Consider the following 15,293-nt stretch of genomic DNA (forward strand, 5'->3'; position numbering starts at 1 on the left):
ATATATAAATCAGGGCGCGCCCTAAATTATATACTTTGTGTTAAATAATTTTATTTAAAAATATCACCAATCAACTCTATAATACTAAATATTACTATGATCTAATAAATATATAATAAAGCCCAAACACAATCAGAGCGATTGCAAAGGTATATTGGGTTGTTATAACCCCAAGTTCTTTTAATATCCATGCCCCAACAAAGTTTCCTATTGGTATTATGGATGACAAGATACTTTCGTTTATTGTTGCGACCCGACCCAAGGTATCCTCAGATACTCGTGATTGGACTAAACTAATAAATATTATATTCATATAGCTAATAAATATTCCATTTAAAAATATTCCAATATAGCTGGCGTAGATAAATCTCTCCGCTAATGTCGGTATTAAGAGCCATGATATCCCCGCTATCATAAGGCAGAAAGATACCATTTTCTTCATAGAAATTTTTTCGATATTTTTTATTTGGCTAAGGCTTGCTCCTAATATTGATCCAATTGCACTAAAGGTCAGGAGTATTCCATAGCCTGTGGCTTCGTCGCTTATAAATTCTGTTGAAAATCTGGGCAGTCCTACCATTGCTATTGCGTAAAAGAAATTTACAAATATCAATGGGACAATGAGTTTTAAAAGCTCTCCCTGATTTTTTAATTCAACAAATCCTTCTTTTAAATCCTCAATATATTCTGAGATTGTTCCCTCTTCTTCGTAATCTTCGCATTCCTCAAAATTAAAATGTTGATCGTAATTGATTAGTGAATACAATTTGACTGCTACAAAGAATACGACCAGTGTGATAATTAAGTTAATCGGTATCAAGAGTTTTGCAATTAAAATTGTGGCTATTGCATTAAATAATATATCAAAAACTTTTTCCGATACATGGAACAAGCCATTTACTTTTACCAATGGTACGTCCTTGGCAACCATGGGTATCATCTTCATTTGCAAGGGATATAATATCGTGCTTGCAAGCGTTGTAATCGACATGCTTATTACCATTATTATAGCCCAAAAGTTATTGGCTTCTATTCCAATTGTAAGGCTTAAAACAGTTAATACCATTACGTTTATTATTTGTACCAGCGAACAATTTACTAATAATTTTTTGCTGTTTGAGTTGTCTATTAGTGGTCCAAACAAGAAGGATAAAACATCCGCTCCTGATTCAACTGCAAATATCAATCCCAATAAAAATGGGGATTGGAATCGCTCGTTAAAAAACCACATTATAATCATATATTGCAGGGAGTCAGCAATATTTGTGCTAATTCTCCCCCATAAAAGTGCTTTTGTGTCTCTGTTATACATAATTATCTGTTCCTATTTAAATCTTACGGCCAAAGTCTACCTAGATTACATCTAAATCGTCATAGATGGCGAAGAAAAACCTTTCGTCTGTCTGCTCAATCTTCCACAGCAATTCCAAACAAGTATCCAAACCTATGGTCCTGGTTGTTAGAATAAAAGAATCTGCTGTTTCGTAAATGGAATGCACGTATGGGAGCAGGATTCTTTCGATCTTGTAGCTGGTTTGATCGAAGGAAAAATAAAATTTATAGGATACAATAGTTTCATCCACTGTTGCGTCGCCAACTTCAAAATGAGGCGATGATTTTTTATTTAAAACTCTGTATAAGTCTAGGACTATGCCATTGGCTGCAGAAAATTTGCCTGCACCCTCGCCTATGATTTGAATGTTGCCAACCACGTCCCCAGTAAAGCCAAGTAGATTATTGTTGCCGCCAACATTAGATCTTATCCTTTCATTTTTGTAAAGAACAGGGGCGACGATTGCCGCTATTCTATTGTTGTCCAAGCAGGCATAGGACATTAGTTTTGGTGTAAGCTTGTGCCTTTCAAAAAATCCAAAGTCTAGGTTCCTAATATTCTGTATGCCGTAAGTCGGTATGTCGTCTGGATTTAGTTTGATGTTAAAGGCCAGCATGGACGAAATGGCCAGTTTGTTTCTGGAGTCCACGCCCGATATATCGTCGAAATAATCTGGCTCCTGGTATCTGAGCATCCTGGATTTTAATAGGGCCTCTTCAAAATCTATTCCATCTTTTTTCATCAGGTCCAAGATAAAGTTTGTCGTCCCATTCATGCAACCAAAAACTTCGTCGATCTTATTTATCTGCTTGTACTCGTTCATCATATCGATCCAAGGAATGCCAGCACCGACCGTGGATTCAAATAAAAATATTACACCATTTTCTTCGGCCAGGTCCAAAAGTTCTTTCAAATACCTGCTCACGAGCTCCTTATTTGAAGTGACCACATTTTTTCCAGCCTTCATGGCTGCAGTCACATATTCATAAGACGCCTGGTCGTCGCTCATTGTATCGACAATTGTCTCGATAGATTCATCCGATAAAATCTCATCAAAATTCCTGGTAAAGAGCCCACCAGTTCGGTCGTGTTTTACCAGGATTTTTTTTATTTCAAAATTGTCAGTATGGTTTTGAAGAACGGTGTAAACACCGGAGCCAATATTCCCATAGCCGAGCAAAGCAATTTTCATAGTCCACCTCTGCAAATAATTATACCATTTATTATAACTTTAGTAAAGAAAAACAAGGGCCTTTTAGCTTTTTGCCTGGGTCCTATTTTTAAATTTATAAATACAAATATAAAGAGCTAGAGCACTCGCTGCACCCAGACTAAGGCCGCCCAAGATGTCCGATAAGAAGTGCACACCCACCATAATCCGGCTCATAGCCATGGCAAACATAAAAAGGCCTAAGAGGAATTTTAATATGCGTTTGGTCCTGGCATCCATTTTAGAATTTTCTACTACGAGCATTAGAGCCACAGAAATCGCCGCGGCCGCATTTGAGTGGCCACTAGGAAAGCTAAAGCCAGCCTCATCAATTAACTTGTAGGCAGGTCTCTCCATCCTAATTAAATTTTTAAAAAGGAAATTTACCGCAGCTCCTATTCCCAAAGATAAGCCAACAAGGCCCCCTTGCCAAAACTTTTTGCAGGCAAAAAATATAAGAGTAAGGGCAATTCCAATCCCAGTTGCCATCAGTGGATTAAATAGTGATGTAAAGGCCTTTACGATTTTAAAAGCTCCGGAACTTTTTAGCAAAAAAGCCTGGCCAAAATCGTGGTCTAAGTCAGCCGTCAAATCAAAGACAACTAGGATTGACATTAGAGAAAAAAATATTAAAAGGCCAACTAGGACTTTTGTATAAGCTTTGTAGTTTTTCATGAATCTATTCCTTGGAAAACAAAACTGGCTTAACAACTATGTCCAGGATTTCCTCAGCAGTCGTCGCCCTCACGACATCGTAATTAACCTTTTGCTTGGAGAAGAAAATTGGATTTAAACCCACAGCCAGGGACCCGAAATAATCCGATTGGATATTGTCGCCCACCATAAAGGAATTTTCCACGTCGCATCCAGTTTCTTCTATAATTTTTTTATAAAATCTCGGGTCAGGCTTGCCGACCTCGTACTCGCCTGAAACAAATATATTATCAAAGTATTTTTCAGCCCCGCATGCTTTTATTTTTTTCCTTTGAGCAGACTTGGTCCCGTTGGTAATAATTCCGGTCTTGGCATATTGCCTGATATAAGACACCGCCTCCAAAATTCCAGGCTTGGTCTCAGTGTACATGTCGCCGCCCTTATGAAAGGCTTCTTCAAAAGCCGTGCGGTCAAAGTCCACGCCCAAGTGATCAGCAAAGTCCCTGTAGACGCTGTCCTTAAAGCCTTGCAGGTCGCCGTAGTCGTAGGTGTCGCCGTCCTCAAAATAAAAATCAATAGGATCAATGCCCACGGATTCGTTCACCACAAAATCCATGTGCCTTAGCATATTTTTCCTCAAAATCGTCCTCAGTTCTTTTTTAAAATTCACTTCAGACATTTGAATGCCAATAGCCCGTCTAACATTTCTAAATATATTATCATTAGTCTTGATAGTTTCAATTAAAGTCTCATCAAGGTCAAAAAATACGTAAATCATAAATTTCCTCCTTAAAAAATATTCTATCATAAAGCGATAGCATATACAAGAAAAGATTGGAGAAAAAATTCGGTCCACATAAAGTGGACCCTACACGCTTCGCGTATTTTTTAGTTTTATTATATTTAATTTTTCAATTCTCTCTACCTATATACATATATTTCGTAGGAAAATTCGATGAGAAAGGCGATGTACAGAAATTTTGCGAATGAGGTGGGCTTAATGCCCTCCGCAGTGAGCAAACATTTCGAAACAAGCCTTTATCGCGAATTTAACACGAAATTAACCGCAAATTCGTAAATATTCCCAAAGCAAAAAAGAACCCTACGGGTCCTCTCCTGGTAAATCTATAAGCCGTGTTCTGTATTAGACAGTTATCTGTCTTGGATATTAGTTACCTAATACCTCTAGCAACCTACCATTCTCGACTTGCCACGAGCAGCGGCAATTTTGTGTCGCTTCAGTTTTGCTCCGGATGGGGTTTGCATAGCCAATTAGTCGCCTAATCGCTGGTGAGCTCTTACCTCGCCTTTCCACCCTTACCGCTTGCGCGGCGGTATCTCTCTGTTGCACTTTCCTTAGTGTCGCCACCACCGGGTGTTACCCGGCACCCTCGCTCTATGGAGCACGGACTTTCCTCTATAAATAGCAACTGTCTGATTTACATTTTTATTATAGCATTTTTATCTTTAATTTTCAATTAGCGAAAGGTTTTGTAAGTCTTGTGGACATTGGAAAAATCTTTTAAATACTCGGCCATTATATCTACAAAATGCATTTCGCTTTGGTCGTGGCCAAGGTCGATTAAATTTAAGTCTAATCTTTTTGCCAGCTGGGCGTCATGGTATTTTACGTCAGCAGTTATATAAAGATCAGCTCCTTTAGCTGCAGCAGCCCCAATATATGAAGCGCCTGATCCTCCCATATAGGCAATGTGATTTATGGGTTTATCATTTGCCTGATAAATCCTAGTGATATCAGCCAGCTTGTATTTGGCTAGGGCGACTTTGATTACATCTTCAATTTCTTCCATGCTTTGATTATCGGTCTCCATCATTACGCCAAAGGTCTGGTCTTCTTCGTCGACAAAATCGTAGTCTATACTTTGAGCCATCTTTAAAAGCGGTGTTGCCTTCATCCCCTCCGCACTTGCATCAAAGGGCGTGTGGCAGGCATAAATTGTCAAGCCATTTTTAATGGCCAGGTCTATGATTTCGTAAGAAAAATCTCCCTTGACCAAAGACTTTATCCCAGAAAATATAAAGGGATGGTGGGCAAGTATTAAATTGGCCCCCAGGTCGATGGCCTCTTTGACATTGGCCACTTCTGCGTCCATGCAAATGTAAATGCCCTTGAGGTCTGCGTCCAAATCGCCCACTTGAATTCCGCTGTTGTCCCAAGATGATTGGGTGAACAATGGAAATTTCTCTTCAATTTTATTAATGGCATCTCTAATTTTCAAAGCGCTCCAGCTCCTTTATCTCATTTTCTTTTTCCATAATAGCAGCGTTGTCCTTGCCACTCTTGGTTTTTATCTCATTTATAATATTTTTTCTTTTTCTTATCTCATGCCTTATATAATCTTTAAAAAGGGGATGGGCCTGCAACAATTTTGTGTAAGTATAATCTTCTTCGGCCTGGTCCTCTGTGTCCAGTAATTCAAAGACCATTACAAAATAATAGTGCTTTTTCTCCTTGACAATTAAATCTTGTGTCCGGGTAAAGCCCAGGTCGTAAAAAGTTTTTCTAACCTTTTCTGGCTCGGTCATGGGTTGGATTATAAATTTCTTTAGAGATTTGGTTTTCTCCTCGTCCGCGCAGACGATCTTTGCAATCAAATCTCCGCCCATACCTGCAATTACAAGGGCGTCCACTTCTCCATATTCAATTGGCTTTAGGCCATCGCCCACCCTGCCCTCGTAGTCATAGGGCTTGTCTGCAAATAAAAGATTGGATTTTTCCAAGCAGTCGGCAGAAATATCCGTCGCTATTAATTTTTTTATCTTGCCTTTTTTAAAAAGTTCGAGGCCCACATAGCCGTGGTCGCAACCGACATCGGCTAGGCATTCCTCGAACTCAATCAGGTCAACTATCTGTTCTAGTCTATCCATTATTCTAAAAAGTCTTTCAATTTTTCGCTGCGTTTTGGATGACGGAGCTTGCGCAGGGCCTTGGCTTCGATTTGTCTGATCCGCTCTCTGGTAACATCAAAGACCTTACCAACTTCCTCAAGCGTTCTCACCTTGCCATCGTCCAAGCCAAAGCGTAAACGGATAACCTTTTGCTCACGCTCAGTCAAGAGTGAGAGTGTAGAGAAAAGTTCCTCGCGAAGCATTGTATTGGTTGCAGATTCCTGTGGACTTGGGATGTCTTCATCAGGAATAAAATCGCCTAAGTGCGAGTCTTCTTCTTCGCCAATTGGAGTTTCAAGGCTGACAGGTTCTTGGGCAATTTTTTGAATTTCCCTGACCCTTTCAACATCTATATTCATTTCCTTGGCGACTTCCTCTGGGGTTGGTTCGCGGCCCAATTCTTGGACCAGTGACCTCTCAACTCTGAGGAGTCTATTGATGGTTTCAACCATGTGGACAGGGATTCTGATGGTCCTGGCTTGGTCAGCAATAGCACGAGTAATTGCCTGCCTAATCCACCAGGTCGCATAAGTTGAAAATTTAAAGCCCTTTTGGTATTCAAACTTTTCAACAGCCCTCATGAGGCCCAGATTGCCCTCTTGAATCAAATCCAAAAACGGCATGCCACGATTGATATATCTTTTGGCTATACTTACAACCAAGCGGAGATTGGCCTCTGCCAATTCAGCCTTGGCCGATTCGTCACCATCTTCAATACGCTTTGCAAGTTCAATTTCCTCGTCCATGGTGAGGAGGTCAACCTTGCCAATTTCCTTTAAGTACATCCTAACAGGGTCGTCAACCTTGGCTCCCTTTTGAACTTCGGATTCCTTGATTGCTTTTTTGCTATGGGCTTTTTTATCATCGGCCTTTTCCTTTGGAACTATGCCGACCGAATAAGACTCTTCGTCTGTTATTTCAATCTTGAGAGCTGCCATCTGATTGTAAATTTTTTCAATCTGCCAGACTTCCAACTCAAAAGACGAGAGGTTTTCGTTGATGTCATTGTAGGTGACATGGCCCGTCTTTGTTCCAGCCTCAAACAAAAATAGCAGAGATTCCATTAAAGATTTTTGTTTTTGTATATTTTGCACTATATCATTTCCTTTCATGCATCTTATCAAGCTCTTCCAAAAGCTTCATCGCATCATCTATATTAGCCGCCGAATCGATCTCATCCACCAGCTTACCGGTACGTTTGTACTCGCTGGCAGCCTTGACCTGGCGGTAAATATCGCTTAACATTTTTTCAGTTTCCTTGGCAGTTAAATCCAACTTTTGCAGCCAGAATAATTGCTTTGTATTTATCCTGCCCTCTTGGTCCAGAATATTTTTAAGTTCGTCAATGTCAATTACATCTTCTGTCTGGTAGATTTTTAAGATCAAATCATAAAGGTATTTGACATTGTTTTCAGCTAACATGAGTCCTATGCCCATATTGTCAAGATAAAGGGCGTTGGCCTTTTCAGTTACCATTACATTTATCAAAAGACGGGGCCACTTGTTCTCGGCCCTTGGAATTGTAAAATCGCTTTCGCTATCCTCTTCAACCTTGGTAAGGGATGTAAATTCTTCCCTGATGGCGTCCATGCTTATGTCGTAAGTCTTGGACAGGTGTTTTATATAAACGTCTCTTGAAATCGGATCGGGAACTTTTTTTATAAAATCCAAAACCGATCGCACAAAAGATATAAAGTCGTCGTGCCTATCCAGGTCCTTGCCCTCCAGACTATAGTCGATTACAAATTCAAAAGGCGACTTGGCAGCTAACAAAAGCGCTTTAAAACCGTCAACCCCATAAGTATTTACATAGTCGTCTGGGTCCAGGCCGCCTGGTATAGAAATTATCTTTGGACTTACTCCTTGGTTTTGCAAAATTTCTATGTCCCTTAGGGTTGCAGATTTTCCAGCGCCGTCTCCGTCTAGGCAAAGGTAAACTTCGTTGCCAAAACGCTTCAAGAGTTGAGCCTGTCTTTCAGTAAAGGCCGTACCAAGTGCTGCTACTACGTAATTAATACCCATTTGGTGGAGTTTTACTACATCGATATTGCCTTCGACCAACATAATCTTGTCGCGTTTTGTATTTTGCTGGACCAGATTTAAACCAAAGAGCATATTGCCCTTGGTAAATTCCAGGCTATCTCTGGAGTTGTAGTATTTGGGTTCGCCTTCACCAATAATCCGCCCGCTAAAACCGCAGACACGTTTTTTTAAATCTATAATCGGAAAAACCAAGCGTGACCTAAAAAGATCATAGGTGTTTCCAGTTTTTTCGCTCTTGCCAATTAAATTTGCTTTTAAGAGTTCGTCTTCCCTGTAGCCCTTGGCAATGAGATAATTCTTGAGGGCCGACCATGAATCAGGAGCGTAACCCAAGCCAAAACGTTTAGCTGTGGCTGGCGTAATATTTCTATTTTTCAAATAAGCCATAGCCACTGGCGATTTAAAGAGCTGGTCTAAGTAAAAGTAAGCCGCCTCCCTGTGGATTTCGTAATACTTATCATCGGTCTTATGGCTTGGCGCCGCTGATGATTCTTCCAAAGGAATACGCGCTCGGTCTGCCAAAACTCTAATCGCTTCATTGAAGTCCAAGTTTTCATACTTCATCAAAAAACCAATCACATCACCCGATTCTCCGCAGCCAAAGCACTTAAAAATTCCCAGTGATGGAGTGACCGTAAAGGACGGGGTCTTTTCTCCATGAAATGGGCAGAGGCCGACATAGGATTGGCCGCGTTTCTTGAGTGAAACATAAGAGCCAATAAAGTCGACAATATCGTTTGCATCTTTAATTTTTGCGATTGTATCTTCTGAAATATACATTTTTTAAACCCTTCTAAAAGACGTTGGTAAAAATAATTCCTTAAACTTCTCAATGGCAAATTGGTCTGTCATTCCTGCCACGTAGTCTGTGACAATTCTATCTATATCTTCGTCTTTATCATAAATTTTCAAATGGTCGCCCATGTCTTCTGGATGGGACTTGTAGTGCTTATATAGAGCTTCCAAGAGATTAAATATTTTTTCTCCTTGGACTGATGATCTCTCGTCTTGGTAAACGTTTTTAAACATAAAAGCTCGAAGGCTAAGCATGGCCTCTAATGTTGGGTCGGACATCAAAATATCGTCCTTGCCGTAGGAATTTTTTATAATATCCTTGACCAGGTAATCGATTCTGTCGCTGGGATTGTTGCCCAAAACCTCAGAAATTTCCTTAGGAATGTCTTCGTTTTTTAAAAATCCAGCCCGAATTGAATCGTCTATATCGTGGTTTATATAGGCAATCCTATCTGCAAATTTAATTATCTTGCCCTCCAAGGTCGCCGCTTTGCCATCGCCCGAATGATTTTTAATCCCGTCACGAACTTCCTTGGTAAGATTTAGCCCACGAAAATTTTTGTGAGGCTCGATAAATTCAACCACGCGAAGTGAATGCAAATTGTGTTTGAATTCATACTTGCTAATGGTGTTTAATGCATTTTCTCCGCTGTGGCCAAAGGGCGTGTGGCCAAGATCGTGGCCCAAAGCAATGGCCTCTGTCAGGTCCTCGTTTAGTCCAAGGGCCCTGGCAATAGTCCGGCCGATCTGTGCAACCTCAAGGGTGTGAGTAAGCCTGGTCCTAAAATGGTCGCCAGCTGGAGCAATATAGACTTGCGTCTTGTGTTTTAATCTCCTAAAAGACTTTGAATGTAAAATCCTGTCCCTATCCCTTTGAAAATCTGTCCTAATAGAACACTTTTCCTCTTCCCTGTCACGCCTTGCCGTGTCTGAGAAACAGGCGTAGGGCGAGAGAATTTTGTGTTCGTTTGCCTCTAGGTTCTGTCTAATATTAGTCACGGATACCAAACCTCGCTTCCATGGTTTCAAGAATAATTTCGGCTGTCTCTTCTATGGCCTTGTTGGACACGTCAATAACTGTGCAGCCCAGCTCATCCATAACTTTTTTGGAATATTCAATTTCTTTTTCAATTCTGTCGGTCTCTGAGTACATGGAGTTTGCTGGAAGTCCAAGGGCAAGTAGCCTCTCGGCCCTGATCTTCATCATGGATTCCACATTTGTCTCCAAGCCAAAGACTCGTCTCTTATCTTTTTCATAAAGCTCGCGAGCAAGGGGAACTTCAGGAACCAGGGGCACATTTGCCACATAGTAACCCTTGTTGGCCAAGTACATGCTAAGGGGAGTTTTACTAGTCCGGCTGATGCCAACCAAGCAAATGTCCGCCTTTAATACACCTCTTGGATCCTTGCCGTCGTCATACTTAACTGCAAACTCAACTGCATTTACAGTTTGGAAATATTTTTCGTCCATCTTCCTCAAAATTCCCGATTCTCTTACTGGATTATCGTGGAGAATTTTTGAAATTGCAGTCAGCGGTTTTTTCATTATATCAATTGTAGGTATGCCAAGTTTTTTAGCCTGGTGCTCGATAAAATCCTGGTGGTCAGTCATAACCGTACTGTAAATTATAACCGAAGGGATGTCCCTAGCCTCGTCAATTGCCTCTAGGATTTGGTCCTTGGATAAAATATATGGGTATCTCTTGATTTCGTAATTGCAATTGGGAAATTGAGCCAGACAAGCGCGAGCAAGTTTGGTTCCCGTTTCTCCAACCGAGTCGCTTAGGACAAAAACTGTAATATCATACATCTATATCCACCTCCCTTCTAAATTATCTGCAAGGACCAGACTGGATTTACTGATTTCAGCCTCCTTATAAGAGTCCTTGAGCTTGTAAAATCTATCCTTGTATTCGTAAAGATGGTTAAAAAATTCCAGAGCATCATTGGACTTGTCACCTGCGTATTTTATCAAATCCGAAAAATCCGATTCAGATTCTGTAAAGTCGCCCTCTACTGGATCACTTGCTCCACCAATCATCTTCTTGTAAGCAATGAGGTCTTTTAAAAATTTCAGCTGGTCTTCATCCTCAATGTTGGACAGGTCTTTTAAATCCATAAATAATTTATTTATGGGCTTGTCCTCAGTGATTAAAATATCCTCGTAGAAAATATTATTAATATTATTTTTGTAAAGGGTGTATTTGAATTGCCCTTTAAAAATTTCAAAGAGAGATTTAAAAACCTTGTCAAAGTCAAAGGCGCCCACAGAATTTTCTGCAAAAGCGTAAAGGCTGCTCTCAATCAAGTCCCTCAGGCTAAGCTCTGGCTTAATACTTATCATTAGCTTCAAAATCTCATAGGCTTCTTTGAAGGCCCAGGAAGATTTTATATTGAGCTCACCCAAAATTTCCAGGCCTGCCAAGTCGTGCATCCTGTCGGCTATGGCCAAAACTGCACCGCCAATGGTCTCCGGCTCCCGACCAGTAAAATCTGGCAGGTATTGCTCTTTGATTGCATTTGCTGCAGAGGAATTATCCCTGTTTGCCTCAAAAATTTCCCCGCCCACTATGCCACGGAGATTTTCGTAACATTTAACAGTTTGAGTCGCCAGGTCTGCCTTCATAAATTTGCTGGCCAGCTTTATATTGTCCTCCATCTCATCAGCCAGCGATAATTCGTCGACCAAAGACCCGATAATGGACTCCAGACGTTTGGTCTTATCGCTCATGGATCCCAGGCTTTCTATATCTGAAATCCAAGATAGCTTTGGCAAATAAGCATCCAAAGTTTCTTCTGTGTCTTTTTTAAAGAGCCTAGAAATATTTTTTAGCTCTTCATTTATCATTGCACTGATACTGTTTTTAACCGGACCAGGATCTGTCCCCTCACGGTAAACAATAAGATATGAATTGGAAATGGCCCCGTTCAAATAATACATGGCAAAAATTACATTGTGCTTATGAAGGACGCTTTCGATAATTGGCTCAGGCAGTTCCAAATAGGTCCCGTCAAATTCGACCTCAGCAATGGATAGCTTGGAGTCAATCACAGATAAGGCTTCCACCCGTTCGTCCTCGTGCATGAGCTTTTTGCCATTGGCCATGGCCCGTTTTTTCAGGGCTGTGGACATTTTTTCGTAGCCTTCTTTTTTATCAGTGTAAAGATAGGCCTTCATCTTTTCAAAATAATCTTCAGCCGAATCGATTTTTATATAGTCTCTAAAATTTATCAGGTTTTGGTCTGAAGATTTTTTGTCGCCGATTTCTATGTCCAGCTTTTTGTCACCAAAAAAGGCGACTATGTTTAGGATTGGCCTATAAAAAGCCTGGTATTCATTAAAGGTGTCAATGTCACTTTGCCTAATGGCTTCAAAGACCTGGCCCAAATTTTCATTTAAAAATTCCGCCGAAGTATCCAAACTTGCTGTGACTACGACCCGATTTTTAAAAACCCTGACGTGGAGGGCGTTTTGTTTAATTTTTTCACTGAGGAGCCAGATGCGAAATTTTTCTAAAATTTCATACTCGACCAAGTCCACAGACTCAGTTCGAATGGGCTCCATGCTAACGTCTAAAACAAATTTCTCCATTAATTTCCCCTGTAATTTTCAATCAAACTTCCAATTATATCCTTGTAGTTGGCATTTATGCTTTCTATATTTTCCTTGTACTTGTCGGAAAAAGTTCCCGTCTTGATGCGGATGTATTCATTTTGAATAATGGCCTTAAGAAGAGTATTGTAAGCCAAGATGTACCTGGCCTTTTCCTTGTGCATTTGTATATCCAAAAAATATCTTTCTATTATCAAATAAAGATTTTCCAAGGTTCCGTCGTCTTCCATATAGTTTTCGTATTCGGCGTGGAGAGAATTCTCGTAGTGTTTTTCCTCATCAGTCTGACCCAAAATTTCCCTGATGGCGTCAATATTATACTCAGCTATCTGATTAATATTCAGAGTTTGTTCGCCCTTGATTGCCTTGGAATAATTTATAGTGGCAACTTCCTTGCAATTGACAATAAGTATGGTGGAAACAATCAGGGAGTTCGAAAACCTGGCCTGGTATTCCTTGGTCTCATAGGAAATATAATATTTTTCATCATCCAGACCCAATTCAGCCAAGCTAGCAATTAGATCCTTGACATTTAAATCTCCTTCCTTGGCATAAATTTTCAGCTTGTGAGAAAAATATTTTCCATTGGTATTGGAATTATTGTAAAGATCTGCATAAGTCCCCTCGGTTGCAATAACATGGCTATCGCCAAAAGCGTACTCAAAAATCTCCTCAGCCGACAAAATATCACTGGGAATAATTTCTGGAACTGAAATATATTTAATTTGACCGTATTTTTTATAGTAATCGACAATCTGTGAAATGATATTATTCATAATACCTCCAATTTTTAAGCAATTCATAAGAATTGATTTTATTTAAATCCAAATTCAAGAGGGCGTAAAAAACCGCCTTATCCAAGAGGTCGTAAGACAGGTCTTTTATATCTGCAAAGCGCGAGTTCATGGCCCTGATGATCATGTCTCGGTCTAGGCCTGTGACCGGTAAAATTGTCCCCGACGAATCCATTTCGCTCAGACTGACAATACCGCTTTGACTCAAGTATAAATTACCCTCGCCCATATTTATATAGGGCCTGTAGCCAAGTAGGCTCAGGTATTTAAAGATCCAAGCCGCCGTTAAATAATAAGCGTTTTCCTCTGTCAGATTTTCCAAATAAGTTTTTGTAAGGGGATAAATGTTAGTCACTTGGTATTCATTTTCCAGCGACTTTAAAAGAATTTCCGCCACTATATGGCCGGCAAAAAAGACCTTGTGGTCCCTTGCCATAGCCTCCATGCGAACAGTGGATTCGATTTCATCTAAATAATAAATAGTCCGCCCCTCTCTTAAAACAAAATTTGTAATGCTCATGGTCTCAAGAGCCGGTGGGTCCACCCAGTTTTTGTTCCTGTAAATCCTTTGGCAGTTTATGGAAATCTTGCCCAGGTCGTCTGTAAGGACTGTCGCAATGGCAGATGATTCCTTGTATTTTATTAGCCTCAGAACAATTCCTTCAACCTTCATCTAAAACCATCTCGAGACAAGTCTGTCTTCCTTTCGCCAATTTTTTCTAGTCTTTATATCGATTTTAATTTTAACATTTTTGCCGCAAAAGTGAGTCATATCCTTTTCGGCATCTTTAATAATTTTATTAATCATGGACCCATTCTTGCCAATTACAATGGCCTTGTGGCTGTCCCTTTCTATATACATAATGAAGCGGACTCGTATTTTGTCTTCGGTCTCTTCGTAATCGTCAATATCGATATAAATCCCGTGGGGAATTTCCTCGTCCAAGTGGATTAGGCATTTTTCCCTCAAAATCTCCCGCATAATATCACGGACAGGTAGGTCTGTAATAAATTCGTCGTTGAAATATTTTGGGCCTTCATCTAAAGTCTCATAAACATAGTCCAAGAGCTCGTCAAAGCCATCTCCCCTCAAGGCAGAAATAAAAATCACCCGGTCAAAAATCCCCATGTCTTGGTATTTTTCATCCAAGAAAACTTTTTCTTCTGGGGAAAGTTCATCAGACTTGTTTACTAAAAGCGCCTTGGGAGTTTTGTCCTCAGCCGCCAATTCAAAGACATCTGAATCCAAGCGACCAGTCTCCAATGAATTGTCGACCACGTAAAGATTTATATCCCCATCTTTTAAATTGGCCAGGATTTCTTCGTTCATAAGCCGATTTAATTTGTTTTTTGGCCTTTGATAGCCGGGGTTGTCAAAAAACACCACCTGCATCCTATCATCAGTGTAGATAAATTTCATGGGAACCCTGGTCGTCTGTGGCTTATTTGTAACGATAGCGAGTTTCTCGCCAATTAATCTATTTAAAATCGAGCTCTTGCCAACATTGGGCCGGCCGATTAAATTTGCAAATCCGCTTTTCATTCTTCCTCCAATCTGAAGCCGTGAGGCAACAAATCTTTTATCTTGTAAACTTGAATTTCATCCTCAGATTTCACTACAAAAACTGTAGCCTCGGGGCTGAGTTCGTAAATAACTTGCCTGCAAACTCCGCAGGGAAAAGTAAAATCGTAGTCGCCGCAAACGGCAATCTTGGAAAATTTCCTGACCCCCTTTGCCATGGCCCCGTAAATTGCATTTCTCTCCGCACAGATGCTGGGAGCCAAAGTCATGGTCTCTATATTTGTGCCGGTGTAAATTTCTCCGTCGTCGGCCAAGATCGCTGCCCCAACTTTAAACTTAGTAATAGGCACATAGGCGTTGGATTTTACATTCAAGCAAGCCTTTATTAATTTTTTATCAATTTCGCTAAAATTATACAT

At 40.3% G+C, this 15,293-nt stretch carries 15 protein-coding genes and 1 other RNA gene; all 16 read right to left on the minus strand.

The features are described from left to right. Window positions 1-94: 94 nt before the first annotated feature. Window positions 95-1,312, minus strand: a complete 1,218-nt coding sequence (locus AC6FXG_RS06645; RefSeq protein WP_500572061.1) for an MFS transporter — start codon at window positions 1,310-1,312, stop codon at window positions 95-97. 40 nt (window positions 1,313-1,352) lie between these two features. After that, a complete protein-coding gene (locus AC6FXG_RS06650) occupies window positions 1,353-2,525 on the minus strand; it encodes a homoserine dehydrogenase (protein WP_500572062.1) in 1,173 nt (390 codons plus the stop codon). Window positions 2,526-2,588: 63 nt separating this feature from the next. Beyond that, window positions 2,589-3,218 (minus strand): phosphatase PAP2 family protein, encoded by a 630-nt coding sequence (locus AC6FXG_RS06655; RefSeq protein ID WP_500572063.1) that lies wholly within the window; start codon window positions 3,216-3,218, stop codon window positions 2,589-2,591. Window positions 3,219-3,222: 4 nt separating this feature from the next. After that, the gene (locus AC6FXG_RS06660; protein WP_500572064.1) at window positions 3,223-3,975 is read right to left on the minus strand and encodes an HAD family hydrolase; all 753 of its coding nucleotides are present in this window, start codon (window positions 3,973-3,975) and stop codon (window positions 3,223-3,225) included. A gap of 334 nt (window positions 3,976-4,309) precedes the next feature. Continuing rightward, window positions 4,310-4,643: RNase P RNA component class A (gene rnpB, locus AC6FXG_RS06665), an RNA gene on the minus strand. 32 nt (window positions 4,644-4,675) lie between these two features. Beyond that, a complete protein-coding gene (locus tag AC6FXG_RS06670; protein ID WP_500572065.1) occupies window positions 4,676-5,437 on the minus strand; it encodes a Nif3-like dinuclear metal center hexameric protein in 762 nt (253 codons plus the stop codon). Further along, entirely contained in the window at window positions 5,427-6,086 is a 660-nt protein-coding gene (locus AC6FXG_RS06675) for a tRNA (adenine(22)-N(1))-methyltransferase (RefSeq protein WP_500572066.1), read from the minus strand. The genes AC6FXG_RS06670 and AC6FXG_RS06675 overlap by 11 nt, the downstream gene beginning before the upstream one ends. Then, window positions 6,086-7,219: an RNA polymerase sigma factor RpoD gene (gene rpoD, locus AC6FXG_RS06680; protein ID WP_099951012.1), complete on the minus strand. Its 1,134-nt coding sequence runs from the start codon at window positions 7,217-7,219 to the stop codon at window positions 6,086-6,088. The genes AC6FXG_RS06675 and rpoD overlap by 1 nt, the downstream gene beginning before the upstream one ends. Then, on the minus strand, window positions 7,206-8,930 hold the full coding sequence (gene dnaG, locus AC6FXG_RS06685; protein ID WP_500572067.1) for a DNA primase: 1,725 nt from the start codon (window positions 8,928-8,930) through the stop codon (window positions 7,206-7,208). Before dnaG ends, rpoD begins: the two co-directional genes overlap by 14 nt. A 3-nt stretch (window positions 8,931-8,933) precedes the next feature. Continuing rightward, window positions 8,934-9,944 carry a deoxyguanosinetriphosphate triphosphohydrolase gene (locus tag AC6FXG_RS06690; protein ID WP_500572068.1) on the minus strand — a complete coding sequence of 337 codons (1,011 nt, stop codon included), beginning with the start codon at window positions 9,942-9,944 and terminating at the stop codon, window positions 8,934-8,936. Next, window positions 9,937-10,755, minus strand: a complete 819-nt coding sequence (locus AC6FXG_RS06695) for a pyruvate, water dikinase regulatory protein (protein ID WP_075574597.1) — start codon at window positions 10,753-10,755, stop codon at window positions 9,937-9,939. The genes AC6FXG_RS06690 and AC6FXG_RS06695 overlap by 8 nt, the downstream gene beginning before the upstream one ends. Next, a complete protein-coding gene (locus AC6FXG_RS06700) occupies window positions 10,756-12,537 on the minus strand; it encodes a glycine--tRNA ligase subunit beta (protein WP_500572069.1) in 1,782 nt (593 codons plus the stop codon). Next, a complete protein-coding gene (locus AC6FXG_RS06705) occupies window positions 12,537-13,334 on the minus strand; it encodes a hypothetical protein (RefSeq protein ID WP_500572070.1) in 798 nt (265 codons plus the stop codon). Before AC6FXG_RS06705 ends, AC6FXG_RS06700 begins: the two co-directional genes overlap by 1 nt. Further along, on the minus strand, window positions 13,327-14,025 hold the full coding sequence (gene recO / locus AC6FXG_RS06710; RefSeq protein ID WP_500572071.1) for a DNA repair protein RecO: 699 nt from the start codon (window positions 14,023-14,025) through the stop codon (window positions 13,327-13,329). The genes AC6FXG_RS06705 and recO overlap by 8 nt, the downstream gene beginning before the upstream one ends. Continuing rightward, window positions 14,026-14,895, minus strand: a complete 870-nt coding sequence (gene era, locus AC6FXG_RS06715) for a GTPase Era (protein WP_500572072.1) — start codon at window positions 14,893-14,895, stop codon at window positions 14,026-14,028. Beyond that, a complete protein-coding gene (gene cdd / locus AC6FXG_RS06720) occupies window positions 14,892-15,293 on the minus strand; it encodes a cytidine deaminase (RefSeq protein WP_500572073.1) in 402 nt (133 codons plus the stop codon). The genes era and cdd overlap by 4 nt, the downstream gene beginning before the upstream one ends.

This window comes from Ezakiella massiliensis, from assembly GCF_059862345.1.

Excerpts from the sequence above, each read along its gene's own strand:
- recO (WP_500572071.1), bottom strand. The coding sequence starts at position 14,025 with ATGAAGGTTGAAGGAATTGTTCTGAGGCTAATAAAATACAAGGAATCA.
- AC6FXG_RS06700 (WP_500572069.1), bottom strand. The coding sequence starts at position 12,537 with ATGGAGAAATTTGTTTTAGACGTTAGCATGGAGCCCATTCGAACTGAG.
- era (WP_500572072.1), bottom strand. The coding sequence starts at position 14,895 with ATGAAAAGCGGATTTGCAAATTTAATCGGCCGGCCCAATGTTGGCAAG.
- AC6FXG_RS06650 (WP_500572062.1), bottom strand. The coding sequence starts at position 2,525 with ATGAAAATTGCTTTGCTCGGCTATGGGAATATTGGCTCCGGTGTTTAC.
- dnaG (WP_500572067.1), bottom strand. The coding sequence starts at position 8,930 with ATGTATATTTCAGAAGATACAATCGCAAAAATTAAAGATGCAAACGAT.
- AC6FXG_RS06705 (WP_500572070.1), bottom strand. The coding sequence starts at position 13,334 with ATGAATAATATCATTTCACAGATTGTCGATTACTATAAAAAATACGGT.
- AC6FXG_RS06655 (WP_500572063.1), bottom strand. The coding sequence starts at position 3,218 with ATGAAAAACTACAAAGCTTATACAAAAGTCCTAGTTGGCCTTTTAATA.
- AC6FXG_RS06675 (WP_500572066.1), bottom strand. The coding sequence starts at position 6,086 with ATGGATAGACTAGAACAGATAGTTGACCTGATTGAGTTCGAGGAATGC.
- rpoD (WP_099951012.1), bottom strand. The coding sequence starts at position 7,219 with ATGAAAGGAAATGATATAGTGCAAAATATACAAAAACAAAAATCTTTA.
- AC6FXG_RS06660 (WP_500572064.1), bottom strand. The coding sequence starts at position 3,975 with ATGATTTACGTATTTTTTGACCTTGATGAGACTTTAATTGAAACTATC.
- cdd (WP_500572073.1), bottom strand. The coding sequence starts at position 15,293 with ATGTATAATTTTAGCGAAATTGATAAAAAATTAATAAAGGCTTGCTTG.
- AC6FXG_RS06695 (WP_075574597.1), bottom strand. The coding sequence starts at position 10,755 with ATGTATGATATTACAGTTTTTGTCCTAAGCGACTCGGTTGGAGAAACG.
- AC6FXG_RS06645 (WP_500572061.1), bottom strand. The coding sequence starts at position 1,312 with ATGTATAACAGAGACACAAAAGCACTTTTATGGGGGAGAATTAGCACA.